At 72.6% G+C, this 25,650-nt stretch carries 21 protein-coding genes; 11 read left to right on the top strand and 10 right to left on the bottom strand.

Features of this window, described 5'->3' with window-relative positions; genetic code table 11:
* Positions 1 to 26 precede the first annotated feature (26 nt).
* A complete protein-coding gene (locus tag ACIA8N_RS03390; RefSeq protein ID WP_365785866.1) occupies positions 27 to 812 on the top strand; it encodes a TSUP family transporter in 786 nt (261 codons plus the stop codon).
* A 4-nt stretch (positions 813 to 816) separates the two neighbouring features.
* On the opposite strand, the gene ACIA8N_RS03385 is transcribed toward ACIA8N_RS03390, so the two are convergent.
* The 3 genes from ACIA8N_RS03385 to ACIA8N_RS03375 all read right to left on the bottom strand — a co-directional run bounded on the left by ACIA8N_RS03385 (position 817) and on the right by ACIA8N_RS03375 (position 3,080).
* Positions 817 to 1,434 (bottom strand): class F sortase, encoded by a 618-nt coding sequence (locus ACIA8N_RS03385; RefSeq protein ID WP_365785864.1) that lies wholly within the window; start codon positions 1,432 to 1,434, stop codon positions 817 to 819.
* A gap of 131 nt (positions 1,435 to 1,565) precedes the next feature.
* Positions 1,566 to 2,072: a hypothetical protein gene (locus ACIA8N_RS03380; RefSeq protein ID WP_365785861.1), complete on the bottom strand. Its 507-nt coding sequence runs from the start codon at positions 2,070 to 2,072 to the stop codon at positions 1,566 to 1,568.
* Between the two features lie 246 nt (positions 2,073 to 2,318).
* Entirely contained in the window at positions 2,319 to 3,080 is a 762-nt protein-coding gene (locus tag ACIA8N_RS03375) for an aminotransferase class IV (protein WP_365785859.1), read from the bottom strand.
* A gap of 91 nt (positions 3,081 to 3,171) precedes the next feature.
* On the opposite strand from ACIA8N_RS03375, the gene ACIA8N_RS03370 reads away from it, so the two are divergent.
* The 4 genes from ACIA8N_RS03370 to cutA are packed head-to-tail and all read left to right on the top strand — an operon-like array spanning position 3,172 to position 8,173.
* Positions 3,172 to 3,828 carry an NAD(P)H-dependent oxidoreductase gene (locus ACIA8N_RS03370; protein ID WP_365785857.1) on the top strand — a complete coding sequence of 219 codons (657 nt, stop codon included), beginning with the start codon at positions 3,172 to 3,174 and terminating at the stop codon, positions 3,826 to 3,828.
* 12 nt (positions 3,829 to 3,840) lie between these two features.
* The gene (locus ACIA8N_RS03365) at positions 3,841 to 5,574 is read left to right on the top strand and encodes an ABC transporter ATP-binding protein (RefSeq protein ID WP_365785855.1); all 1,734 of its coding nucleotides are present in this window, start codon (positions 3,841 to 3,843) and stop codon (positions 5,572 to 5,574) included.
* Entirely contained in the window at positions 5,571 to 7,457 is a 1,887-nt protein-coding gene (locus ACIA8N_RS03360; RefSeq protein WP_365785852.1) for an ABC transporter ATP-binding protein, read from the top strand. The genes ACIA8N_RS03365 and ACIA8N_RS03360 overlap by 4 nt, the downstream gene beginning before the upstream one ends.
* Complete coding sequence (gene cutA / locus ACIA8N_RS03355) at positions 7,454 to 8,173, top strand: divalent cation tolerance protein CutA (RefSeq protein ID WP_365785850.1); 720 nt, start codon at positions 7,454 to 7,456, stop codon at positions 8,171 to 8,173. The genes ACIA8N_RS03360 and cutA overlap by 4 nt, the downstream gene beginning before the upstream one ends.
* On the opposite strand, the gene ACIA8N_RS03350 is transcribed toward cutA, so the two are convergent.
* From ACIA8N_RS03350 to ACIA8N_RS03340, 3 genes are read right to left on the bottom strand one after another with little or no spacing between them, the layout of a single operon-like run.
* On the bottom strand, positions 8,160 to 10,259 hold the full coding sequence (locus ACIA8N_RS03350; protein WP_365785848.1) for a molybdopterin oxidoreductase family protein: 2,100 nt from the start codon (positions 10,257 to 10,259) through the stop codon (positions 8,160 to 8,162). The genes cutA and ACIA8N_RS03350 overlap by 14 nt on opposite strands.
* A 45-nt stretch (positions 10,260 to 10,304) precedes the next feature.
* Complete coding sequence (locus ACIA8N_RS03345) at positions 10,305 to 11,021, bottom strand: ElyC/SanA/YdcF family protein (RefSeq protein ID WP_365785846.1); 717 nt, start codon at positions 11,019 to 11,021, stop codon at positions 10,305 to 10,307.
* A gap of 30 nt (positions 11,022 to 11,051) precedes the next feature.
* Positions 11,052 to 11,774, bottom strand: coding sequence for an aquaporin (locus ACIA8N_RS03340; protein ID WP_365785844.1), 723 nt, complete (start codon positions 11,772 to 11,774; stop codon positions 11,052 to 11,054).
* A 75-nt stretch (positions 11,775 to 11,849) separates the two neighbouring features.
* On the opposite strand from ACIA8N_RS03340, the gene ACIA8N_RS03335 reads away from it, so the two are divergent.
* The 6 genes from ACIA8N_RS03335 to ACIA8N_RS03310 all read left to right on the top strand — a co-directional run bounded on the left by ACIA8N_RS03335 (position 11,850) and on the right by ACIA8N_RS03310 (position 19,160).
* Positions 11,850 to 12,311, top strand: a complete 462-nt coding sequence (locus ACIA8N_RS03335) for a GNAT family N-acetyltransferase (protein WP_365785842.1) — start codon at positions 11,850 to 11,852, stop codon at positions 12,309 to 12,311.
* 123 nt (positions 12,312 to 12,434) lie between these two features.
* A complete protein-coding gene (locus ACIA8N_RS03330) occupies positions 12,435 to 13,355 on the top strand; it encodes a sirohydrochlorin chelatase (protein ID WP_365785840.1) in 921 nt (306 codons plus the stop codon).
* 35 nt (positions 13,356 to 13,390) lie between these two features.
* Positions 13,391 to 14,749: a deoxyguanosinetriphosphate triphosphohydrolase gene (locus ACIA8N_RS03325; protein ID WP_365785838.1), complete on the top strand. Its 1,359-nt coding sequence runs from the start codon at positions 13,391 to 13,393 to the stop codon at positions 14,747 to 14,749.
* A 120-nt stretch (positions 14,750 to 14,869) separates the two neighbouring features.
* The gene (locus ACIA8N_RS03320; RefSeq protein ID WP_365785836.1) at positions 14,870 to 16,129 is read left to right on the top strand and encodes an FAD-dependent oxidoreductase; all 1,260 of its coding nucleotides are present in this window, start codon (positions 14,870 to 14,872) and stop codon (positions 16,127 to 16,129) included.
* Between the two features lie 29 nt (positions 16,130 to 16,158).
* Positions 16,159 to 18,057 (top strand): DNA primase, encoded by a 1,899-nt coding sequence (gene dnaG / locus ACIA8N_RS03315; RefSeq protein WP_030223445.1) that lies wholly within the window; start codon positions 16,159 to 16,161, stop codon positions 18,055 to 18,057.
* A 53-nt stretch (positions 18,058 to 18,110) separates the two neighbouring features.
* The gene (locus tag ACIA8N_RS03310; protein ID WP_365785833.1) at positions 18,111 to 19,160 is read left to right on the top strand and encodes an RNA polymerase sigma factor; all 1,050 of its coding nucleotides are present in this window, start codon (positions 18,111 to 18,113) and stop codon (positions 19,158 to 19,160) included.
* 8 nt (positions 19,161 to 19,168) lie between these two features.
* Here ACIA8N_RS03310 and ACIA8N_RS03305 read toward each other — a convergent pair whose 3' ends face one another.
* The 4 genes from ACIA8N_RS03305 to ACIA8N_RS03290 form a co-directional block, all read right to left on the bottom strand.
* Entirely contained in the window at positions 19,169 to 20,383 is a 1,215-nt protein-coding gene (locus ACIA8N_RS03305; RefSeq protein WP_365785831.1) for a TerD family protein, read from the bottom strand.
* 60 nt (positions 20,384 to 20,443) lie between these two features.
* Positions 20,444 to 22,375, bottom strand: coding sequence for an ABC transporter ATP-binding protein (locus tag ACIA8N_RS03300; RefSeq protein ID WP_365785829.1), 1,932 nt, complete (start codon positions 22,373 to 22,375; stop codon positions 20,444 to 20,446).
* On the bottom strand, positions 22,375 to 24,108 hold the full coding sequence (locus ACIA8N_RS03295; RefSeq protein ID WP_365785827.1) for an ABC transporter ATP-binding protein: 1,734 nt from the start codon (positions 24,106 to 24,108) through the stop codon (positions 22,375 to 22,377). Before ACIA8N_RS03295 ends, ACIA8N_RS03300 begins: the two co-directional genes overlap by 1 nt.
* 89 nt (positions 24,109 to 24,197) lie before the next feature.
* Positions 24,198 to 25,637: an FGGY family carbohydrate kinase gene (locus ACIA8N_RS03290; RefSeq protein ID WP_365785825.1), complete on the bottom strand. Its 1,440-nt coding sequence runs from the start codon at positions 25,635 to 25,637 to the stop codon at positions 24,198 to 24,200.
* Positions 25,638 to 25,650: the final 13 nt, after the last annotated feature.

Genomic DNA, 25,650 nt, shown 5'->3' with positions numbered 1-25,650 from the left:
TCCATCCCCTCCCTAGGCTCACGGCCATGCCCGAGATCACCCTGACGACCCTTGTCCTGCTCTGCCTCGCCGCGCTCGTGGCGGGCTGGATCGACGCCGTGGTCGGGGGCGGCGGACTGCTCCTGCTGCCCGCCCTGCTGCTCGGGCTGCCGAACGTCCCGCACACCTACGCCCTCGGCACCAACAAGGCCGTCGCGATCGTCGGCACCACCGGGGCCGCCGTCACCTTCGTCCGCAAGGCGCCGGTCCAGGTGTGGACGGCGGTACGGGTCGGGCTCGCCGCCCTCGCCGGATCCATGGGCGGGGCCTTCTTCGCGGCCGGGATCAGCGACGCCGTCCTGCGCCCCGTGATCATGGTGGTGCTCGTCGCGGTGGCGGCCTTCGTCATCCTGCGGCCCTCCTTCGGAGCACGGCCCGAGGGGGTGGACCGGGCGCCGCTGACCCGGGCGAGGATCGTCACCGCGATCGTCGTGGTGGGCGGCGGGATCGGCTTCTACGACGGCCTGTTCGGGCCGGGCACGGGCACCTTCCTCGTCCTCGCCCTGACCGCCGTGCTCCACCTCGACCTGGTGACGGCCTCCGCCACCGCCAAGATCGTCAACGTCTGCACCAACGCCGGAGCCCTCGCGATGTTCGCCTATCAGGGCACCGTGTACTGGCAGCTCGCTGCCGTCATGGCCGTATTCAATCTGGCGGGCGGGATGCTCGGGGCGAGGATGGCGCTGAGCAAGGGCACCGAGTTCGTGCGCGGGGTGCTGCTCGTCGTGGTCTTCTCGCTGGTCGCGAAGCTGGGCTTCGACCAGTGGGCGTGACCGGCTACCTGACGCCGATGAGGTGGCCGAAGGCGACCACGTTCCCCTGGTAGCCGTTCTTCTTCGAGAAGCCGCCGCCGCAGGTGATCACCCGGATCTCGGCCCGGTCGGCCTCGTCGTACACCTTCCGGTCCGGGAAGTCCTTGTTCCCGTACACCTCGACCGCGTCGACGGTGAAGACGGCGGTCCTGCCGTCCTGCCGGTCGACCTCGATCCGGTGGCCCTTCTTCAGCGCGCCGAGCGTGTAGAAGACGGCGGGCCCCTCGGCGTTGTCGACGTGGCCCGCGACGATCGCCGTGCCCTTGGCGCCGGGCGTCGTGCCGTCCTCGAACCAGCCGGCCATGTTCCGGTTCCCGGCCGGCGGTACGTCGAGCGAACCGTCCGCGGCCAGACCGAGCCGCATCATCGGGGTGTCCACGTCGGTCTCCGGGATGCGCAGCCGGACCGGCGCCGAAGGCGGCAGCGGGTCGGCGGCGGCGTCGGTGTGCACGCTCGGCCCGGCGGCGAAGGCCTGCGCGGCCGACGGCACGGGGGGAGTGACGTGCTCCGAGCCGTTCTGGACGAGCCAGAGGCCGACGCAGGCGGCCACGGCTATGCCCCAGCCCTTGCTCCTGTTGCTCACGGGGTCCCCTCGGTCGGTTCGCTTTCCCTGCTGCCGGCGGATGTGGCCCTGCCCCCGCCGGGCCGTATGCGGGCGCGCGGCGGGGGCAGGACAGGCGGGTGGTCCGGGGCCTGTCTTTCGGGTCAGGCGCCCTAGTGCCCCTGCGCGCCGCTCGCCCGGCGGCGCAGAAGCAGGACCCCGCCCACGGCAGCCGCGGCCAGCACCGCCGCACCTGCCGTGACCTGGGCGGTGTCGGGGCCGACGCTGCCCCCGACACCGGTCTGGACGTGGCCGCTCGGCCGCCGGTGCTTGACGATCAGATCGCCCCGGGCCGTCTTGCCGTTGTCGCAGGCCACGCTGATGCCGTACGTGCCGGGCTTGACGTGCTCCGGCACGGTGAACTGTCCGACCACGACTTCCTTGTGCGTGCTCGGGTTCAGGTGGAACTCGCCCGCGCCCAGCGAGTTCGCGTCCCCGACGCCGCGGCCGTGCTTGCCGCAGGCGAGGGTGTTGACGGTGACGGTGGTGCCGGGCGTGGCCTCGGAGGGGTAGATCTCGAGCGTCTCGGAGTTCCCGGCGTACGCCGGGGGGACGGCGAAAGCTCCGATCGCCGCGACCGTCAGCGCGGCACGGGTGAACAGACGGACAGTGGTGCGCATGGGGGGCCTCCGGGGCGCGCGAGCGGTCGAGCGGATCGGGCCTCCCGGGAGGGACTTCCCGAACGGCCTTCTGTGACCGAGATAAAAGCCGTCACGCGCCCCGCGCCTGCTGATGAGGCATCAGGATTGGGCCGTCCGATACGGTGTGTCGCCTGGATTACGGACGTTTGCGCAGCTCAGGCGGGGTTTCGTTGCGTCAGCTGACGCTCCGTGCCGAACGGGTGACCGGCCACCCCCGCGCCCTTCTCACAGTGCGTCCCACTCCACCGCGTCGTACGCCGCGAGGACCCGCCCCATCAGCTCCTCGTCCACCCCGTACGTGACCTCGTCGATCGACGTCACGGGTGCGATCGACCGGGAATTGGTCACCAGGGCGGCCCGGTAGCCCGACAGGCCGGCCACGGTGACCGGGCGCCGGACCGAGCCGAGGCGGGTCTCCAGGAGGCTCATGGTGATCCCCTCCAGGCAGGGCGCCGACGGCCAGACCAGGGAGGCGCCGTCCCAGAAGGCGATGTTGGTGATCGCGCCCTCGGCGATCTCGCCGGACGGGGAGGTCAGTGCGGCCTCGTCGTAGCCGGCGCGGACGGCCGCCTCGCGGTGGTAGCTCTGGCCGAAGCCGCCCAGGTGCTTGATGTGCGGCGCGGGACGCCAGTACGCGACGGTCCTCAGCCGCTGCGGGGCGCCGGGGCCGTCCGGGGCCGGCGCGGCGACGGTCACCGCGACGCGGACACCCGGGTACACGTACACCCGCACCGAGGCGTCCCGCCGCCCGGCCGCCTCCAGGGCTCCGGCGATCAGCGCGCGGACCCGCTTCCCTTCGAGGTCCCGGCCGAAGAGCTCGCGGGTGGAGCGGTCGAGGCGGGCGAGGTGAAGGCCGAGGCCCTTCACGCGGCCGTCCCGTACCTGCATGGCGGTGAAGTGGCCGAAGCCGCTCATGAGGGCGGCGAGCAGGGTCGGGTCGGCGGCCGGGACGCCGTCGATCTCGATGTGTCCGGGCGGGGTCGTCATGCCCTCACCGTACGGCCGGGAAAAGCGACTTGAGAAAGACCGGCGATCATCGCTTGACCTCAACCAAACTTGAGGTACCACGATCAAGGGCATGGACATCACGAGCGCCGCAACGGCCACCGCTTCCGCCGCCCCCTCCACCGACTTCGCCTCCGACGGCTCCCACGCCGCCGCCCCCCTCTCCCTCGCCCTGGTCGTCGCCAGCGACCGCGAAGGCCGCTTCGCACCCGTCATCACCGACTGGTTCCGCTCCCGCCTCGCCGAGCGCGAGGACTTCACCGCCACCGTCGTCGACCTCGCCGAGACCGACCTCCCCACTTCCCTCTCCCACAACCCGTCCCCGGCCGTCCGCGCCGAACTCGCCAAGGTCACCCCCGTCCTTGCCGCCGCCGACGCCTTCGTCGTCATCACCCCCGAGTACAACCACTCCTTCCCCGCCGCCCTCAAGAACCTCATCGACCGGCACTACGCCGAATGGCAGGCCAAGCCCGTCGGCTTCGTCTCCTACGGCGGCATCTCCGGCGGCCTGAGGGCCGTCGAGCAGCTCCGCCAGGTCTTCGCCGAGCTCCACGCCGTCACCGTCCGCGACTCCGTCTCCTTCCACTCCGCCTGGGGGCTCTTCGACGACGAGGGACGCCACAAGGACCCGGCCGGCGCCGAGGCCGCCGCCAAGGTCCTCCTCGACCAGCTCGGCTGGTGGGGCCGCGCCCTCAAGGACGCCAAGGCCGTCCGCCCCTACGGCGCGTGAGGGACCGTCACCATGCTGCTGCGGCTCCTCGTTCCCCGCCTCAGGCCCTACCGGCCCCTCCTCGCCCTCCTCGTCGCCCTCCAGCTGGTCCAGACCCTGTCCTCCCTCGCCCTGCCCACCCTCAACGCCGGCGTCATCGACCAGGGCGTCCTGCGCGGGGACACCGGCCGTGTCCTCGGCGGCGGCGCCACGATGATCGCCGTCACCCTCCTCCAGGCGGCGGCCGCGGCCGCCGCCACCTACACCGGCGCCAGGATCGCCATGGGCGTCGCCCGCGACCTGCGCTCCGAGGTCTTCCGCCGGGTCCAGGACTTCTCGGCGCGGGAGCGGGGCCGCTTCGGCGCCGCCTCCCTCATCACCCGCACCACCAACGACGTCCAGCAGATCCAGACGTTCGCCGTCCTCGTCCTGACCATGCTGGTCGCCGCGCCGCTCCTCTGCTTCGGCGGCATCGTCATGGCCCTGCGCCAGGACGTGCCCCTCGCCCTGGTCCTGCTGTTCTTCATGCCCGTGATGGCGGGCGCCGTCGGCGCCGTCGTGCTGCGCATGCGGCCCCTCTTCCGCGGCATGCAGGAGCGCGTCGACCACGCCAACCGGGTGCTGCGCGAGCAGATCACCGGCGTCCGGGTGGTCCGCGCCTTCGTCCGCGACCGGCACGAGCGGGAACGGTTCGCCGCCGCCAACGACGACCTGCTCTCCGTCGGCCTCCGGGCCGGCCGGCTCCAGGCCCTCATGTTCCCGACCGTGCTCATCGTCTGGCAGCTGACGACGGTCGCCCTCGTGTACGTCGGCGCCGGCCGCATCGACACCGGCGACCTCCAGCCGGGCGGCCTCGTCGCCTTCCTCGGCTACCAGCTCCAGATCTCCATGTCCGTGATGATGGTCCTCTTCATGCTCATGCACATGCCCCGGGCCGAGGCGGGCGCCGAGCGCGTCCGCGAGGTCCTGGCGACCGAGTCCAGTGTGGTGCCGCCGAAGGACCCGGTGAAGTCCCTCGAAGCGCAGGGGCGTCTGGAGGTCCGCGGCGCCGACTTCCGCTACCCGGGTGCCGAGGAGCCGGTCCTCAGGGACGTCGGGCTCGTCGCACGGCCCGGTGAGACGACCGCGATCATCGGTTCGACCGGCAGCGGGAAGTCCACGCTGCTCGGGCTCGTGCCCCGGCTCTTCGACGCCACCGGCGGACAGGTCCTCGTCGACGGCGTCGACGTCCGCCGGCTCGACCCCGCACTGATGGCCAGGACCGTCGGGCTCGTCCCCCAGAAGCCGTACCTCTTCTCCGGGACCGTCGCCACGAACCTGCGGTACGGCAGACCCGACGCCACCGACGAGGAACTCTGGCACGCCCTGGAGGTCGCCCAGGCCGCCGGCTTCGTACGCGAACTCGACGACGGCCTCGACGCACCCGTCTCCCAGGGCGGCACCAACTTCTCCGGCGGCCAGCGGCAGCGCCTCGCCATCGCCCGGGTCCTCGTCGCCCGCCCCCGCCTCTACCTCTTCGACGACTCGTTCTCCGCGCTCGACCCCCGCACGGACGCCCGGCTCCGCGCCGCCCTCCGGGAGGAGACGGCCGACGCGACCGTCGTGATCGTCGCCCAGCGGGTCTCCACCATCCGCGGCGCCGACCGGATCGTCGTCCTCGACCGCGGCCGGAACGTCGGCACCGGCACCCATACGTCCCTGATGGCGGACAACCCCACGTACCGGGAGATCGTCCTCTCCCAGCTCACCGAGGAGGAAGCCGCATGAGCACGGCCACGGAGAGCCGCACGGAGGAACCGGCTCCGGCGCCCACCGCCCCCGCCCGCACCGGCCCCCCGCCGCAGCGCGGCCCCGGCCTCCCCGCCGCGCCCGCCCTCGAACGCTCCCTCTCCTTCCGCGCCTCCGGCCTCCGCCTCCTGCGCACCCTCACCCCCGACCGGCCCCGGCTCCTCGGCGTCCTCGCCGCCGGTGCCACGGCCGTCGCCCTCACCGTCCTCGGCCCGCTGCTCCTCGGCCGCGCCACGGACCTCGTCATCACCGGCGCCACCGGACCGGCCGGCGTCGACTTCGCGGCCGTCGGCCGGGTCCTCGCCCTCTCCGTCCTCGTCGTCGCGGGCTCGTCCCTGTTCACCTGGGCGCAGCTGCGGATAGCCACCACCGTCGTCCAGCGCGCCGGGCACCGGCTCAGGGAACGGGCCCAGCACAAGCTGGCGAAGCTGCCCCTCACCTACCTCGACCGGCAGTCCCGCGGCGAGGTCCTCTCCCGCACCACCAACGACATCGACAACATCGTCCAAACCCTCCAGCAGGCCTTCAGCCAGATGGTCAGGGCCCTCCTCACCCTGGTCGGCGTCCTCGTGATGATGTTCTGGATCTCGCCGGTCCTCGCCCTCGTCGCCCTCGCCACCGTGCCCGTCTCGGTCGCCGTCGCCGCCTACGTCGGCCGCCGCGCCCAGCCGCAGTTCGTGAAGCAGTGGGCCGTCACCGGCCGGCTCGGCAGCCACGTCGAGGAGATGATCACCGGCCACACCGAGGTCGTCGCCTTCGGGCGGCGCGCCGAGGCCGTGCGCCGCTTCGACGAACTCGGCGAGGAGCTGTACCGGGCGAGCTTCCGCGCCCAGTTCGTGTCCGGCTTCATCCAGCCCGCCCTGACCCTCGTCGGCAACCTGAACTACGTCGTCATCGCCGTGGTCGGCGGGCTGCGGGTCGCGAGCGGCACCCTCTCCGTCGGCGACGTCCAGGCCTTCATCCAGTACTCGTACGACTTCAACGGCCCCATCACCCAGGTCGCCGCCATGGCCAACCTCCTCCAGTCGGGAGTGGCCTCCGCCGAGCGCGTCTTCGACCTCCTCGACGCCGAGGAGGAGTCCCCGGACCCCGAGGCGCCCGAGAAGCCCGCCGCACTCCGCGGCCGGGTCTCCTTCGAGAAGGTCGCCTTCCGCTACGAGGACGGCAAGCCGCTCATCGAGGACCTGTCGCTCACCGTCGAACCCGGCAGGACCGTCGCGATCGTCGGCCCCACGGGCGCGGGCAAGACGACCCTGGTCAACCTGCTGCTCCGGTTCCACGAGGTCACCGGCGGCCGGATCACCCTCGACGGCCTCGACACGGCCGCGATGACCCGGGAGGAACTGCGCTCCGGCATCGGCATGGTCCTCCAGGACACCTGGCTCTTCGGCGGCACCATCGCCGACAACATCGCCTACGGGGTGCCCGGCGAGGTCTCCAGGGAGCGGATCGTCGAAGCGGCGCGGGCCGCGCACGCCGACCGGTTCGTACGGACCCTGCCCGCCGGGTACGACACCGTCCTCGACGAGGACGGCGGAGGCCTCAGCGCGGGGGAGAAGCAGCTGATCACGCTCGCCCGCGCGTTCCTCTCCGAGCCGGTGATCCTCGTCCTCGACGAGGCCACCAGCTCCGTCGACACCCGCACGGAACTCCTCGTCCAGCAGGCGATGGCCTCCCTGCGCGCGGGCCGCACCAGCTTCGTCGTCGCCCACCGGCTCTCCACGATCCGCGACGCGGACACCATCCTGGTCATGGACCGCGGCGCCATCGCCGAACAGGGCACCCACGAGGAGCTGCTCGCGGCCGGCGGCGCGTACGCCCGCCTGCACGCGGCCCAGTTCGCCCTTACGGTGGAGACGTGATCGTCACCGTCACCACCACCACCGACGCGCGCGCCAAGGCCGACGCCCTGGCGCGCGGCGCCGTCGAGACCCGGCTCGCCGCCTGCGCGCAGATCGTCGGGCCCGTCACCTCCGTCTACCACTGGCGGGGCGCGATCGAGACCTCCCAGGAGTGGCAGGTGGTCCTCAAGACCACCGAGGCCCGCTACCCGGCCCTGGAGGCGCACCTCCTCGCCGCCCACGACTACGAGACGCCCGAGATCCTCGCCACCCGGGTGAACAGGGTCGCCGAGGGCTACGCCCGCTGGGTCGAGGAGGAGACCGCGGCGGCCGTGGTCCCCGAGACCCCGGCGGCGGACGAGCGGCCGTTCTTCATGTACGGGACGCTGCGCCCGGGCGCGTACAACCACGACCGGTTCCTCCGCGGCCGGATCGGCACCGAGGCGGACGCCGTGCTGCACGGGGCGGTCCTGCACGACGGGCCCGGCTATCCGTACGCCGTCCCCGCGGACGGGGGCCGGGTGGTCGGCTCCCTGCTCACGCCCTCCCCCGGCTCGTACGGCGAGCTGTTCGGCCTGCTCGACCGCCTCGAGCTGCCCGTCGGGTACGAGCGGGTGGCGATGGACGTCGTACGGGTACGGGACGGGGCGAGGGTGTCCGCCTGGGTGTTCCTCGCGGCGCCGGACGCGCCCCTCGGCCCGGTCATCGAGAGCGGCGACTGGTTCAGCCGGCCGTAGGGTCCCCCGCGCGCTCCAGGCGGACCGCGCACACCTTGAACTCGGGCATCCGGGAGACCGGGTCGAGCGCCGGGTTCACCAGGGTGTTGGCCCGGCCCTCACCCGCCCAGTGGAACGGCATGAAGACGGTGTCCGGCCTGATCGCCGTGGTGATCCGGGCCGGTGCGACGGCCCGGCCGCGCCGCGAGACCACCGCGACCCGCTCGCCCTCGGCCACCCCGAGGCGTTCGGCGACCCGGGGGTGGAGCTCGACGAACGGGCCGGGCGCCGCCGCGTTCAGCTCGTCGACCCGACGGGTCTGCGCCCCCGACTGGTACTGGGACACGACCCGGCCGGTGGTGAGGACGACCGGGTACTCGGCGTCCGTCTCCTCGGCCGCCGCCCGGTGCACCACCGGCACGAACCGGGCCCGCCCGTCGGGCGTCGCGAACCGGTCGAGGAACAGCCGGGGCGTCCCCTCGTGTCCGGGCGTGGGGCAGGGCCAGAACACGCCCTGCTCCTCCTCGATCCGGCGGTAGCTGATGCCCGCGTAGTCGGCGGGCCCGCCCGCGGAGGCGCGGCGCAGCTCCTCGAAGACCTCCTCGGGATCGGCGGAGAAACCCTTCTCCCAGCCGAGGAGCCCGGCGAGCGCGTGCAGCACCTCCAGGTCGCTGCGGACCCCGGCGGGCGGGGTGAGGGCGCGCCGGCGGAGCAGTACCCGGCCCTCCAGGTTGGTCATGGTGCCGGTCTCCTCCGCCCACTGGGTGACGGGAAGCACGACGTCGGCGAGCGCGGCGGTCTCGGAGAGCACGACGTCCGCGACGGCGAGGAAGTCGAGGGACCGCAGCCGCTCCTCGACGTGTGCGGCGCGGGGCGCGGAGACCACCGGGTTGGAGCCCATGAGGAGCAGGCTCTTCACGTCGCCGCCGAGCGCGTCGAGGAGCTCGTACGCACTCCGCCCCGGTCCCGGCAGCGACTCCGGCTCCACGCCCCACACGCCGGCGACGTGCGCGCGGGCGGCCGGGTCGTCGAGCTTGCGGTAGCCGGGCAGCTGGTCGGCCTTCTGGCCGTGCTCGCGGCCGCCCTGGCCGTTGCCCTGGCCGGTGAGGCAGCCGTAGCCGCTGAGCGGCCGGCCCGCCTTTCCGGTCGCCAGGCACAGGTTGATCCAGGCGCCGACGGTGTCCGTCCCCTTGGACTGCTGCTCGGGGCCGCGCGCGGTCAGGACCATGCCGGTGGGCGCGTCGGAGAACAGCGCGACGGCCTCCCGGATCCGCGGCACCGGTACGCCGGTGATCCGCTCGACCTGCTCCGGCCAGTGGGACATGGCCCCGGCCCGCGCGGCCTCCCAGCCGGAGGTGCGCGTCGCGACGAACTCCTCGTCGACGCGCCCCTCGCTCACCACGAGGTGCAGCATGGCGAGGGCGAGCGCGAGGTCGGTGCCGGGGCGCGGCGCGAGGTGCAGATCGGCCTGTTCCGCGGTCCGGGTGCGGCGCGGGTCGATGACGATCAGTTTCCCGCCGTTCTCCTTGAGCTCGGTGAGGTAGCGCAGGGCGGGCGGCATGGTCTCGGCGAGGTTGGAGCCGACGAGGATGACGCACCCCGTCTTCGGGATGTCCTCGAGGGGGAAGGGGAGTCCCCGGTCGAGGCCGAAGGCCCTGCCGTGCGCGGCGGCCGCCGACGACATGCAGAAGCGGCCGTTGTAGTCGATCTGCGAGGTGCCGAGGACGAGCCGGGCGAACTTCCCGAGGGTGTACGCCTTCTCGTTGGTGAGGCCGCCGCCGCCGAAGACCCCCACGGCATCGGGACCGTGGTCGGCGCGGGTCCGGCGCAGCCCGTCGGCGACGGCGGCGAGTGCCTCCTCCCAGGTCGCGGGTGCCAGGACCCCCGTGTCAGGGCATCGGACCAGGGGCTCGGTGAGCCTGACCCGGGAGGAGAGTACGGAGGGGGCGGTGCGGCCCTTGCCGCAGAGCGCGCCCCGGTTGACGGGGAAGTCGGTCCGGTCGACCACCTCGGCGGGCAGCTCCGGGTCGCCGGTGGGGCGGAGCGACATGCCGCACTGCAGGGCGCAGTAGGGGCAGTGGGTGGGTACGGCGGTGACCTCGGACATGCCGCCAGCGTGCGTCAGCCGTGTTACGCGGGGCGGCGCCCCGTATTACGGGCGGGGGGCTCTCCGCTCAGCTCGGGGTCGGGCCGGAGGTGAGGCGAGTGCCTCGGTGACGCCCTGCTCCGCCGGTCCGAGGAACTTCGGGTCGGGCCGCAGGGCGGCGTCCAGGGAGGCCTTCCCGGCGGCGAACAGCTCCCGGGTGGTGCCGTAGTACCAGGTGGCGTCGTGGGGTTCGGGGACCCCGACGCCGTACGCGTCGACGCCCGCGCGCCCGCACAGCGCGACGGCCCGCTTGATGTGGAAGTCCTGGGTGACGAGCACGGCCCGGTCGACCCCGAAGACCTTCCGGGCCCGGACGCAGGAGTCCCAGGTGTCGAAGCCCGCGTAGTCGCTGACGATCCGGCCGTCCGGCACCCCGCGCGCGGTGAGGTACGCGCGCATGGCGCTGGGCTCGTCGTACGCGGTCCTGCTGTTGTCGCCGGTGACGAGGAGGACCCGGACCTTGCCCGTCCGGTACAGCTCGGCGGCGGTGTCGAGCCGGTGCGCGAGGTACGGGGTGGGGCGCCCGTTCCACAGGCCGGCGCCGAACACGACGGCGACGTCCCGGGCGGGCACGTCGGCGGTGGTACGGAGCTTCCCCGCGGCGGCGGTGTGCATCCAGGTGGACGGGAGGAGGGCGAGGACGGCGCCCGCCATCACGGCCTGGACGGTACGGCGGCGGGCCCGGGTGGTGCGGGGGACGAACCGGGTGAGCCGTGCCGGCATGCGGAAACCTCCGTGGATGACTGGACTCTGTCACCCCGTCCGACGCGCGGCGGCGGGATTCGGTTCGTCGGCGCCCCGGTCTGTTCCGTACAACACACCGGCGAGGACGAGGCCGAGCAGCATCCCGAGCAGCTGGGCGGCGGCGAAGGCGGGCACCGAGGCGGGCGCGATCCCGGTGAAGGAGTCGGAGAAGGAGCGGCCGAGGGTGGCGGCCGGGTTGGCGAAGGAGCCGGACGAGGTGAACCAGATCGCGGCGCCGATGTACCCGGCGACGGCGACGGGGGCGAGTCCGGGCCGGCCGATGTGGCGCAGCCCCTGCACGACGAGGACGAGCCCGGCGGTGGCGACGGCCTCGCCGAGCAGCAGGTGCGGCGCCGAGCGCGGCTCGGTCGCCCAGGCGCCGGGCGCCCGGCCGAACATCGCCTCGGCGAGCAGGGCCCCGGCGACGGCCCCCGTGAGCTGGGCGCCGATGTAGGCGAGGGCCTCGCGCCCGCCGCGCTCGGGGCGCCGGGACCACCACTCCGAGAGGGTCACGACGGGGTTGAAGTGGGCTCCGGAGAGCGGCCCGATGAGGGCGATGAGCAGCCCGAGGCCGAGCGCGGAGGCGGCGGCGTTGGCGATCAGCCGGACGCCGATGTCCTGGCTGAGGGAGTCGGCGCGGATGCCGGAGCCGACGACGACGGCGACGAGGGCGGTGGTGCCGATGAACTCGGCGGCGACGCGCCGGGGGAGCGCGGGCGAGGACATTCTCATAGTGGAAAAGATATTCCGTGATTCGGAAGGAAAAAAGGGGGCAGGGAAGGTGTGAAGCCCCGTACGATCCGCGCCATGAAGATCGACGACCTCGACATCCGCCGTGCGGTCGACTCCGACGCCGCCGAAGTGGCCGACGTCTGGCTGCGCTCCTACACGGCGGCGCTCCCGGACGTGCGCCGGGCGCACACGGACGACGAGGTCAGGGCCTGGTTCCGGCACGTGGTCGTCCCCGGCCAGGAGACGTGGGTGGCCACCCTCGAAGGCGCGGTCGTCGGCCTGATGGTCCTCGACGGCGAAGACCTGGAGCAGCTCTACATCGACCCGCCGTGGCGCGGCCACGGCATCGGCGACCGGCTCGTGGACCTGGCCAAGCAGCGCCGCCCGGACGGACTGACCCTGTGGACCTTCCAGGTCAACGCCCCGGCCCGGCGCTTCTACGAACGGCACGGCTTCGCCGCCGCCGAACACACCGACGGCAGCCGCAACGAGGAACGCGAACCGGACGCCCGATACGTATGGCACCCGGCCACCTGATCCCGCCCACCCCGGCGGGCGGTGCCTGGACCCGCACCCACGTGTCGGGCGGTGTGAGGTCACGGCAAAGACCCGTCACCGGCCCGAAACGGGCAGGCAACGTGCCGCCGTCAGGATCGGTCCATGACGGAGCCGGACAGCACGTTCGACAGCGCCGCCGAGCTGCTCGGAAGGATCACCGAGCAGCTCGGGACCCAGCTCGGCCACGTGCATCCGTACGGCCGTCGGCCACGGAAGCACGACGAGGAGGTACGCCCACCCATGAACGTCCCCACCCTCGTCACGCCCGCCGCCGCCCCCGCGGCAACCGCCCCCACCCTCGTCGCCGTCGGCCACGGCAGCCGCGACCCCCGCGCCCGCGCCACCCTGAACCGGCTCCTCGACCGGGTCCGTGAGCTGCGGCCCGGCCTCGACGTGCGGCTCGCCCACATCGAGCTGAACGCCCCGCTCCTCGACGCCACCCTCGCCGAGCTCGCCGCCGAGAGCCGGGACGCCGTCCTCGTCCCCCTCCTCTTCGCCCCCGGGTACCACGTCACCCACGACCTGCCCGCGGCCGTCGCCGCCGTACCGGCCCTCAGGGCCCACGTCGCCGAACCCCTCGGCGCGCACCCGCTCCTCGTCGAGGCCCTCGCCGACCGGCTCGCGCAGGCCGGCTGGACCCCCGAGGACGACACCTCGCGCGGCACCGGGGTGGTCCTGGCCTCCGCGGGCTCCCGCGACCCCCGGTCGGGCGCCGAGATCCGCCGTATCGCCGCCCTCCTCAGCGAGCGCCTCGGCGGCGCCCCCGTCGTCCCCGCCTACGCCTCCGCCGCCGCGCCCACCGTCGCCGAGGCCGTCCGCACCTTCGCCGCCCGCGGCCGGCACCGGGTCGCCGTCGCCTCCTGCTTCACCGCCCCCGGCCTCTTCGCCACCCGCGCCGCCGCCGACGCCCCCTGGATCGCCGCCGCCCCCCTCGGGGCCCACCCGGCCCTCGCCCGCCTGGTCCTGCACCGCTACGACCGGGTCCGCACTACCCTTGCCACGAGGGAACTCGCCGCCGTTTGAGCGCTTCTGTCGGTCCCTCCGGTTACCGTCGGAGCATGGAAGGCATCGCAGACAGCAAGGACACCCCCGGCACCATCGACACCCCTGGCAGCACCGACACCGCCGGCAGCACCGACACCCCCGGCTACGACTCCGCCGCGACCGACCGCTGGGCCGCGGAGCCCGACAAACGCCCCGGACGCACCGCCTTCCAGCGCGACCGCGCCCGCGTGCTGCACTCCGCCGCGCTCCGCAGGCTCGCCGGCAAGACCCAGGTCGTCACCCCCGGCACCCGCGGCAACGCCTGGGACGCCAGCCCCCGTACCCGGCTCACGCACTCCCTGGAGTGCGCCCAGGTCGGACGCGAGCTCGGCGCCGCCCTCGGCTGCGACCCCGACCTCGTCGAAGCCGCCTGCCTCTCCCACGACATGGGCCACCCGCCCTTCGGGCATAACGGCGAGCAGGCGCTCAACGACGTCGCCAAGGACTGCGGCGGCTTCGAGGGGAACGCCCAGTCGCTGCGCCTCCTCACCCGCATCGAGCCCAAGCGCTTCGTGAAGGACGCCGAGGGCGAGCAGGTCAGCGTCGGGCTCAACCTCACCAGGGCCGCCCTCGACGCCGCCACCAAGTACCCCTGGGCGCGCGGGGCCCACCCCGAGGACCCGGGCTCGCCCAAGTTCGGCGTGTACGAGGACGACCTGCCCGTCTTCGCGTGGATCCGGCAGGGCGCCCCCGCCCACCGCAAGTGCTTCGAGGCCCAGGTCATGGACTGGTCCGACGACGTCGCCTACTCGGTGCACGACTTCGAGGACGGCCTGCACGCCGGGCACATCGACCCCAACCTGCTGCTCGCCGAGCCCGAGCGCGCCGACATCTGCTCGGTCGCCATCGGCCGCTACGTACCCGAGGACACCGACCCGCGGGAACTGGCCGAGGCCCTCGACCGGCTCCTCGACCAGGAGTGGTGGCCGCACGGCTACGACGGCTCGGCCGTCGCCCAGGCCCGCCTCAAGGACGCCACCAGCCAGCTCATCGGCCGCTTCTGCCTCGCCGCCGAGGCCGCCACCCGGCAGACCTGGGGCTCCGGCCGCCTCACCCGCTACGGCGCCGAGCTCGTCGTCCCCCGCGAGACCCGCAACGAATGCGCCGTTCTCAAGGCCGTCGCCGACCGGTATGTGATGCAGCGCGCCGAGCAGGAGGCCCTCCGCGCCGACCAGCGGATCGTCGTCGCCGAACTCGCCGAGGCCCTCGTCCTGCGGGCCCCCGACGGCCTCGAACCGCAGTTCCGGTCCCATTTCGACGCCGCGCGCGACGACCGGGCCCGCAAGCGCGTCATCGTCGACCAGATCGCCTCCCTCACCGACGCCTCCGCCCGCCACCTCCACGCGTACCTCCGCCCGCCCCGTTCGCTGTGAGCGACCCTCTTCCCGTCACACCGTCCGTGCGGGACGCTCGCATGCACGGCCCGAGGCGGTACGGTCCGGCGAACGCCCGGGGGCGTAGGTTGGAACCGGTCGCAAAGAGGAGGAAACGACGTGGTCGACGCAGATCAGACCTTTGTCATCGTCGGCGGGGGCCTGGCAGGGGCCAAAGCGGCGGAGACCCTGCGCGCCGAGGGGTTCAACGGCCGGGTGATCCTCATCGGCGACGAACGCGACCACCCCTACGAGCGCCCACCCCTGTCCAAGGGCTACCTCACGGGCGCCAAGGAACGCGACAGCGTCTTCGTCCACGAGGCCCCCTGGTACGCGGCGAACGACATCGAACTGCACCTCGGGCAGTCCGTCACCGCCATAGACCGCGAGGCCCGCACCGTCCGCCTCGGCGACGGCACCGTCATCCGCTACGACAAGCTGCTCCTCGCCACCGGCGCCGAGCCGCGCCGCCTCGACGTCCCCGGCACCGAGCTCGCCGGCGTCCACCACCTGCGCCGGCTCGCCCACGCCGACCGGCTCCGCCAGGTCCTCGCGGGACTCGGCCGGGACAACGGCCACCTGGTGATCGCCGGCGGCGGCTGGATCGGCCTCGAAGTCGCCGCGGCCGCCCGCGGCTACGGCGCCGAGGTCACCGTCGTCGAAGCGGACCCCACCCCGCTCCACCGGGTCCTCGGCCCCGAGCTCGGCCAGCTCTTCGCCGACCTCCACACCGACCACGGCGTCCGCTTCCACTTCGGCGCCCGGCTCACCGAGATCGTCGGCCAGGACGGCATGGTCCTCGCCGTCCGCACCGACGACGGCGAGGAGCACCCGGCGCACGCCGTGCTCGCCGCGATCGGCGCCGCCCCCCGCACCGCCCTCGCCGAGAACGCCGGGCTCGCCCTCGTCGACCGCGCCGACGGCGGCGGCGTCGCCGTCGACGAGTCGCTTCGCACCTCCGACCCCGACATCTACGCCGCGGGCGACGTGGCCGCGGCCCACCACCCGCTGCTCCACACCCGGCTCCGCGTCGAGCACTGGGCCAACGCCCTCAACGGCGGCCCGGCCGCCGCCCGCGCCATGCTCGGACAGCACGTCTCCTACGACCGCGTCCCCTACTTCTTCACCGACCAGTACGACCTCGGCATGGAGTACTCAGGCTGGGCGCCCCCCGGCTCGTACGACCAGGTCGTCGTCCGCGGCGACACCGGCAAGCGCGAGTTCGTCGCCTTCTGGCTCAAGGAGGGCCGGGTCCTCGCGGCCATGAACGTGAACGTGTGGGACGTCACAGACGCCCTCCAGAAGCTCATCAGGTCCCGCAAGGCCGTGGACCCCGACGCCCTCGCCGACCCCTCCGTACCCCTGGACGGCCTGATCTGATCACCCCCGCGCCCACGTAGACTTCATGCGTGGCAGGCAGGATCAACGATGACGACGTGAAGGCGGTCCGGGACGCGGTCCCGATCGACGCCGTCGTGTCCGAGTACCTCCAGCTCCGCAACGCGGGCGGCGGCAACCTCAAGGGCCTCTGCCCCTTCCACGACGAGAAGTCGCCCTCCTTCCAGGTCAGCCCCAGCAAGGGACTCTTCCACTGCTTCGGCTGCCAGGAAGGCGGCGACACCATCGCCTTCGTGATGAAGATCGACCACCTCTCCTTCTCGGAGACGGTCGAGCGCCTCGCCGCCAAGGCGGGCATCACCCTCCGGTACGAGGAAGGCGGCTACAACCCCGGCCACCAGCGCGGCGAACGCATCCGCCTGGTCGAGGCCCACAAGGTCGCCGCCCAGTTCTACGTCGACCAACTCGACTCGCCCGAAGCCGAGATCGGCCGGAAGTTCCTCGCCGAGCGCGGCTTCGACCAGTCCGCCGCCGCGCACTTCGGCGTCGGCTACTCCCCGGCCGGCTGGGACCACCTCACCCGCTACCTGCGCGGCAAGGGCTTCTCCGACAAGGAACTGATCCTCTCCGGGCTCTCCCAGGACGGCCGCCGCGGCCCCATCGACCGCTTCCGCGGCCGCCTCATGTGGCCGATCAAGGACGTCGGCGGCGAGATCGTCGGCTTCGGCGCGCGCAAGCTCCGCGACGACGACAACGGCCCCAAGTACCTCAACACCCCCGAGACCCCGATCTACAAGAAGTCCCAGGTGCTCTACGGCATCGACCTGGCCAAGAAGGACATCGCCAAGGTCAGCAGGGCCGTCGTCGTCGAGGGCTACACCGACGTCATGGCCTGCCACCTCGCCGGCGTCACCACCGCAATCGCCACCTGCGGCACCGCCTTCGGCGGCGACCACATCAAGATCCTCCGCCGGCTCCTCATGGACAACGGCTCGGCCCGCGTCATCTTCACCTTCGACGGCGACTCCGCGGGCCAGAAGGCCGCCCTGCGCGCCTTCGAGGACGACCAGAAGTTCGCCGCCGAGACGTACATCGCCATCGCCCCCGACGGCATGGACCCCTGCGACCTGCGGCTCGCCAAGGGCGACGAGGCCGTCGCCGACCTCGTCCAGCCCCGCACCCCGCTCTTCGAGTTCGCCCTCCGCCAGATCGTGAAGCGGTACGACCTGGAGACCCCGGCCGGCCGCGCCGCCGCCCTCGACGAGGCCGCGCCCGTCGTCGCCCGCATCAAGAACATCGGCGCCCAGCACGAGGTCGCCGTCCAGCTCGCCGGCATGCTCGGCATCCTCGACACCCAGTTCGTCGTCAAGCGCGTCGCCCAGCTCGCCCGCTGGGCCCGCGACCGCGGCGGCAAGGGCCCCGAGCGGCAGACCCCCCAGCGCGGCTACGACACCGGGGCGGCGACCGGCGGCCCCACCGGGCCCTCCGGGCCCGCGCTCAACCTGCGCAGCCCCGCCCACCGCACCGAGCGCGAACTCCTCAAGCTCGCCCTCCAGCGGCCCGAACTGGTGTCCCCGGCGTTCGACGCGTACGGCGCCGACGAGTTCACCGCCCCTCCCTACGCGGCCGTCCGCCAGTGCGTCCAGGACGCGGGCGGCGCCACCGGCGCCCCCTCCGACTACCTGGACACCGTCCGCGAGGCGGCGCCCAACGACACCGTCCGCGCCCTCGTCACCGAACTCGCCGTCGAGACGATCTTCGCCAAGAACGTCGACGAGGCCTACGCGGGCGACCAGCTCGTCACCGTCCGCCTCCGCGCCGTCGACCGCCGCATCCGCGAGGTACAGGGCACCCTCGCCCGGCTCGGCCCCAACGGCGACCCCGAACAGCTCGCCGCCGTGCAGAACGAACTGTGGGTCCTCACCCAGTACGGCCAGTCCCTGCGGAACAACGGCGCCGCCGCGCTCTGACGTTCGGTGACCCGGCGGTCTCAAAAAGTCACCGCACGCCCCTCGTGGCGGCGATGTGTCGTACCCCACACTGGGTGACGGAGCCGTTCCGCCCCGCCTGGAGGTCGCCCGCCGTGCAGACCGAGACCCGGACCGTGTCCCAGGAGCCGCCACCGGAGGTCACGCGCCGCCGCCCCGACCCCGGTGGGAACGGGCCCTCCTCCGACCTCTTCCGCCAGTACCTCCGCGAGATCGGCCGCATCCCGCTGCTCACCGCCGAGGAGGAGGTCGACCTCGCCCGCCGGGTCGAGGCCGGGCTCTTCGCCGAGGAGAAACTCGCCACCACGCCCGACCTGGACTCCCGGCTCGCGGGCGACCTGGACCGGCTCGTCGTCCTCGGCCGGATCGCCAAGCGCAAGCTCATCGAGGCCAACCTCCGCCTCGTCGTCTCCGTGGCCAAGCGGTACGTGGGCCGCGGCCTGACCATGCTCGACCTGGTCCAGGAGGGGAACCTCGGCCTCATCAGGGCCGTCGAGAAGTTCGACTACGCGCGCGGCTACAAGTTCTCCACGTACGCCACCTGGTGGATCCGCCAGGCGATGTCCCGGGCCCTCGCCGACCAGGCCCGGACCATCCGCGTCCCCGTGCACGTCGTCGAACTCATCAACCGGGTCATCCGCGTCCAGCGCCGCATGCTCCAGGAACGCGGCTACGAACCCACCGCCGAAGAGGTCGCCGCCCAGCTGGACCTGGCCCCCGAGCGGGTCGGCGAGGTCCTCCGCCTAGCCCAGGAACCCGTCTCCCTGCACGCCCCCGTCGGAGAGGAGGACGACGTCGCCCTCGGCGACCTCATCGAGGACGGCGACGCCACCTCACCCGTCGAGTCAGCCGCGTTCCTGCTGCTCCGCCGCCACCTGGAGGACGTGCTCTCCACCCTCGGCGAACGCGAACGGAAAGTCGTCCAGCTCCGCTACGGCCTCGACGACGGCAGGCCCCGCACCCTGGAGGAGATAGGCCACATCTTCGGCGTCACCCGCGAACGCATCCGCCAGATCGAGTCCAAGACCCTCGGCAAACTCCGCGACCACGCGTACGCGGACCAGCTGCGGGGCTATCTGGACTAGGGCGGGTTCTAGAACGCCACCTCGCGGACCTTGACGGTCCAGGCGCCGTCCGCCTGCAGGAGCAGCAGCAGCGGACCTTCCGGGATCGGCACGGTGTGCCGGCCCTTGCCCTCGGCCGAGGTCAGGATCAGGGTGCGCGGCCCGGTCAGGTCCGTCTGCCCGAGGACGTGGTAGCCGTTGATACCGATGTAGCCGCCGCCGTTCATCGACGGGTCGCCGTCGAAGTCCACCCGGAGGTCGGCCGGTCCGCCCGTGTACAGCAGGGCCCCGGAGCAGTACCCGCGGACCGTTCCCTCCAGCCGGGGGGCGGCGGCGACGGGCCTCACCCGCAGGGTCCACTCGTTGTCGGCCTGGAGACGCATCCGCAGGGGGCGGCCCGCGGGGGCCATGGTGACCTGGCTGCCCTGGAAGTCGGGCAGGGTCGAACTGAAGATGTAGCGCAGGCTCTTGTTCTGCTCGTCGAGCGGGTTGAGGCCGACATAGCCGCCGCCCTTGTGCGCGAGGTCGACGAGGACGGGACCGGCGGGGACGCGGGAGTCCGTGGTGATGACGTCGTTCGCGCGTCCCTTGACGGTGAACGGCTCGAAGACCGGACCGAAGTCCCAGGCCTCGGCGCTCCGGTGCTTCCGCTCGCCCGGCTTGCGCTTCTCGTACGGGGACGGCGGGGAAGAGGGCGACGGGGACGGCGCGTGCGCCGGTGTCGCCACCTTGGCGACGCCCGTCAGCGGGACAGGGCCGGCGGCGGCCGGGGGAGCCACCGGTTCCGCGACCGCGTCCTCCTCCGCGACCTCTACCCCGTACGCCGTGACGAGCCCGGCGAGCCCGGAGGCGTACCCCTCCCCGATCCCGGTGAACTTCCAGCCGCCCGACTCGCGGAAGAACTCACCGAAGACGACGGCCTTCGCGTCGTCCGGATGCGCGATCAGCCAAGCGACGACCACCGCCCTGTCCGGGGCCATCGCCGCCAGCGAGCCGGTGACCGCCGGACCGGCGATCACGATCCGCTCGACCTCCGGCTCCACCTCGTGCAGCGCGAGGGCCAGCGACGCCCTGTCGTGCCGTACCGCGCCGGAAGGGTGGACGGGCTGCCCCTCGAAGACCATGTCCGCGTCGCCGCGGACCCGGCCGTTCGCGCCGAGAAGCAGCGCCGCTATGCCCGCGTTTCCGATGCCGACCCGCAGGGTGACCGACGGCACCCAGGAACTCTCCTTGATGTGACCCATGCCGCACATCATGCGGCACGGGCCACAGCCGAGTCGATCATGGTGAGCCGACCATCCGGATCAGTCGACCTCGGCGACCGCCTGGGCGAACTGCGCCGCGTACAACCGGGCATACGCCCCGTCCGACGCCAACAGCTCCTCGTGCGTGCCCTGTTCCACGATCGAACCGTTCTCCATCACCAGGATCACGTCCGCGTCCCGGATCGTGGAGAGCCGGTGCGCGATGACGAACGAGGTCCGCCCGTGGGCCAGTCGGGCCATCGCCTTCTGGATCAGGACCTCGGTGCGGGTGTCGACCGAGCTGGTGGCCTCGTCGAGGACGAGTATCACCGGGTCGGACAGGAACGCCCGCGCGATGGTGATCAGCTGCTTCTCGCCCGCGCTGACCCCCGCCCCGTCGTCGTCGATGACCGTGTCGTACCCCTCGGGCAGGGTGCGGACGAACCGGTCGGCGTGCGCGGCCCGCGCCGCCTCCTCGATCTCCGCCCGCGTCACCTCGCGCGTCGCGCCGTACGCGATGTTGTCGGCGATGGTGCCGCCGAACAGCCAGGTGTCCTGCAGGACCATGCCGATCCCGCTCCGCAGCTCCTCCCGGGACATCTTCGCGATGTCGGCCCCGTCGAGGGTGATCCGGCCGCCCGTCACCTCGTAGAACCGCATGAGCAGGTTCACCAGGGTCGTCTTCCCGGCGCCCGTCGGGCCGACGATCGCGACCGTCTGCCCCGGCTCCACCGCGAGCGACAGGTCCTCGATGAGCGGCTTGTCGGCCTCGTAGCGGAAGGACACGTCCTCCAGGGCGACCCTGCCCTTGAACTCCGTGGGCGTCTCGCTCTCGCTCTTCGGGGCGTCCGGCTCCTGCTCCTCGGCGTCGAGCAGCTCGAAGATCCGCTCGGCCGATGCGACGCCGGACTGCACCAGGTTCGCCATCGACGCGACCTGCGTCAGCGGCATGGAGAACTGCCGCGAGTACTGGATGAAGGCCTGCACGTCACCGATGGAGAGGGTGCCGCTCGCCACCCGCAGACCGCCGACCACGGCCACCAGGACGTAGTTGATGTTCGAGATGAAGAACATCACCGGCTGCATCACACCACTGTTGAACTGCGCCTTGAACCCGGCCTCGAACAGCGCCTCGTTCTGCTCGCGGAAGTCTCGCGCGGACTCCTCCTGCCGGCCGAAGACCTTCACCAGGGTGTGCCCGCTGTACATCTCCTCCACGTGCGCGTTGAGCGTGCCCGTGGACCTCCACTGCTGCACGAAGTGCGGCTGCGAGCGCTTGCCGATCCGCGCCGCGACGAAGACGGACACCGGCACCGTGACCAGCGCCACGAGCGCGAGCAGCGGCGAGATCCAGAACATCATCGCGAGCACGCCGACGATGGTGAGCAGCGAGTTGATCAGCTGCCCCATCGACTGCTGGAGCGTCTGCGAGATGTTGTCGATGTCGTTGGTCGCCCGCGACAGCACCTCGCCGCGCTTCGCCTTGTCGAAGTACGACAGCGGGAGCCGCGACAGCTTCGTCTGGACGTCCTCCCGCATCCGGTAGACCGTCCGGTTGATCACCTTGATCGACATGCGGGTGGAGACCAGCATGAGCAGGCCCGCCGCCACGTAGACGCCGAGGACCACGAGGAGCACGTCGCCGACGGCGGAGAAGTCGATCCCCTGCCCGGGCGTGAAGTCGACCCCGGACAGCATGTCCGCCATGCCGGAGTCGCCGGACGCGCGCAGGTTCGCGATCGCCTCCGCCTTCGTGCCGCCCTCGATCTGCCGGCCGACCACGCCCGCGAAGACGAGGTCGGTCGCCTTGCCGAGGATCTTCGGGCCGACCACGGAGGCCGCCACCGACAGCGCGACGGCGATCATCATCACCCAGAGCGCGCCGCGCTCGGGCGCCAGCTGCTTGAGCAGCCGCTTTCCCGAGCCCTTGAAGTCCATCGACCGCTGGTCGGGGCCGCCACCGGCCATCATGCGTCCGCCAGGACCGGCCATCAGGCTGCCTCCGCCTCGGTGAGCTGGGAGAGGACGATCTCCCGGTACGTCTCGTTGTCCGCCATCAGCTCCTGGTGCCGTCCGGTGCCGACGACCCGGCCCTCGTCGAGGACGACGATCCGGTCGGCGTCCCGGATGGTGGAGACCCGCTGGGCGACGATCACGACGGTCGAGTCGGCGGTCTCCTCGGCGAGCGCGGCCCTGAGCAGGGCGTCCGTCTCGTAGTCGAGCGCGGAGAACGAGTCGTCGAACAGATAGATCTCCGGCCGCTGCACCAGCGTCCGCGCGATGGCGAGCCGCTGCCGCTGCCCGCCGGAGACGTTGGTGCCGCCCTGGGCGATCGGGGCGTTCAGCCCGTTCTCCAGGTTCCGTACGAAGTCGGCGGCCTGGGCGACCTCCAGGGCGTGCCAGAGCTCCTCGTCGGTGGCGTCGGGCTTGCCGTACCGCAGGTTGGTGGCGACGGTCCCGGAGAAGAGATACGGCTTCTGGGGGACGAGCCCCACCGTCCTGGCCATCAGTCCGGGATCGAGCTTCCGCACGTCGACGCCGTCGACGAGGACCTCTCCGCCGGTGGCGTCGAAGAGCCGGGGCACGAGCCCGAGCAGCGTGGACTTCCCGCTGCCGGTCGACCCGATGATCGCGGTGGTCTCACCGGGCCGTGCGACGAGCCCGACGTCCTTGAGCACGGACTCCTCGGCACCCGGGTAACGGAAGTCCGCGCTCCGGACCTCCAGATGCCCCCGCCGGTCCAGGGTCTTCACCGGCTCCGCCGGCGGCACCACGCTCGACTCGGTCCCGAGGACCTCCTCGATGCGCTCCGCGCAGACCTCGGCCCGCGGCACCTGCATGAACATGAAGGTGGCCATCATGACCGCCATCACGATCTGCATCAGATAGGCCAGGAACGCGGTCAGCGCGCCGATCTGCATCCCGCCGCTGTCGATGCGGTGCGCACCGAACCAGACGACGGCGACGCTGGAGATGTTCACGACGGTCATCACCGTCGGGAACATCAGCGCCATCAGCCGGCCCGTGGCCATCGACACGTCGGTCAGGTCGGCGTTGGCCCCGCGGAACCGCTCCTCCTCGTACCCGTCCTTCACGAACGCCCGGATCACCCGGTTGCCGGTGATCTGCTCGCGCAGCACCCGGTTCACCGTGTCGAGCCGCTCCTGCATCGTCCGGAAGAGCGGCCGCATCCTCCGCACGATCAGCGAGACGGAGATCCCGAGGACCGGCACCACGGCGAGCAGCACACCCGAGAGCGGCACGTCCTGGCCGAGGGCCATCACGATGCCGCCGACACACATGATGGGCGCGGAGACCATCAGGGTGAACGCCATCAGGACCAGCATCTGGATCTGCTGCACGTCATTGGTCGTACGCGTGATCAGCGAGGGCGCGCCGAAGTGCCCCAGCTCCCGCGCCGAGAACGACTGCACCCGGTCGAAGACCGCGGCGCGCACGTCCCGGCCCAGGGCGGAGGCCGTCCGGGCGCCGTAGAACACCGCCCCGACGTTGCAGACGACCTGGACGACGGAGACGCCGACCATCAGGGCGCCGAACCGCAGGATGTAGCCGGTGTCCCCGTCGACGACACCGTTGTCGATGATGTCCGCGTTCAGGGTCGGCAGATAGAGGCTCGCGCAGGTCTGCAGGAACTGCAGCAGCACGAGCAGGGCGATGGGTTTTCGGTAGGGCCCGAGGTGGGTTCGCAGGAGTCTTATGAGCACGGCTCCTACTATCGCCCGCACCCCCGGGACGTTACGACTCGGTTCGGCGGCGCGGTGCGAGCCCTGGCGAAGACTTTACGAAGGCGTGCTCACGAACCGAACGCGCCGGGGTGGATCTGCTCCCGGGTCGCCACGTACTGCTGCCGCACGGCCTGCCCCGCCGCGAGTTCCCCGCCCGGCTCCAGGACCTGGGCGGCGGCGCCCTGCCAGGCCGGGGGAGCGGAAGGCGACAGCGTGCCCCGGGCCACCCCGAGCGCCCAGGCCGCCTGCCGGGCGGCACCGAGCGCCGCGTAGTCGGCCGGCTGGGGGACGACGACCTGCGCGCCGAACAGCGCGGGCGCGAGTGCCTGCACGGCAGGCAGCGCGGCCGCCGCGCCGAGCAGGAAGACCCGCCGCACCTCGACGCCCCGCCCGCGCAGGACGTCCATGGCGTCGGTGAGCGCGCAGAGCATCCCCTCGAACGCCGCCCGCGCCAGGTGCTCGGGCTTCATCGACTCGCGCCGCAGCCCGCTGAGCGTGCCCGCCGAGTGCGGCAGGCTCGGGGTCCGCTCGCCCTCCAGATAGGGCAGCAGGACGAGACCCGAGGCGCCCGGGGTCGACTTCAGGGCGAGCGCGGACAGCTCGTCCAGGGAGTCGAGGCCCAGCATCTCGGCGGTGCCGCGCAGCGCCCGTACCGCGTTGGAGGTGTGGACGACCGGCAGGTGCATGCCGGTGGCGTCGGCGAAGGAGGTGATCATGCCGCCGGCGTCGGCGAGGGCCTCGTGGTGCACGGCCATCACGGAGCCGGACGCGCCGAGCGAGACCACCGCGTCGCCGCGACCGAGCCCGAGGCCGAGCGCGGCGGCCATCGTCTCTCCCGTACCGGCGGAGACGAGGAGGCCCTCGGGGGTGATGCCGGCCGGGTCCGCGGGGCCGAGGACCTCGGGCAGCACGGCCTGGTGGCCGAGGGCCAGCTCGACCAGGTCGGGGCGGTACGTGCCGGTGCGGGCCGACCAGTAGCCGGTGCCGGAGGCGGCGCCGCGGTCGGTGGTGCGCCGGGCGGGTCGGCCGAGGAGCTGCCAGACCAGCCAGTCGTGCGGCTGGAGGACCATGGCGATCCGCCGGGCGTGCTCGGGTTCGTCACGGGCCAGCCAGCGCAGCTTGGCGACGGGCTGACCGGCGCCGGGCACCGAGCCGACGGCCTCGGCCCAGGCCTGCCGGCCACCGAGCGCCTCGACGAGGTCGGCGGCGGCGATCTGCGCCCGCTTGTCGTTGCGGACGAGCGCGGGCCGCACCAGGCCGCCCTGCGCGTCCAGCGGCACGAGCCCGTGCTGCTGCGCGGACACGCCGATGGCCTCCACGCCCTCCAGGAGCCCGCCGGTGGCGGCCTCCCCGAGCGAGAGCAGCCAGGTCTGCGGGTCGACGTCCACGGCCTTCGGTTCGCCCGGATGTGGGGCGTACCCCTGCCGCAGTACGGCACCCGTGTCCGTGTCACAGACGACGATGCGTGTGAACTCCGCTGAGCTGTCGAGTCCGGCGACTATCCCCATGACACCTGATTCT

The sequence above is a fragment of the Streptomyces sp. NPDC051822 genome, assembly GCF_044452745.1.
Lineage (GTDB): Bacteria > Actinomycetota > Actinomycetes > Streptomycetales > Streptomycetaceae > Streptomyces.
Note: the sequence above shows the minus strand (reverse complement) of the source record. Positions and strands in the feature narration are given on the sequence as shown.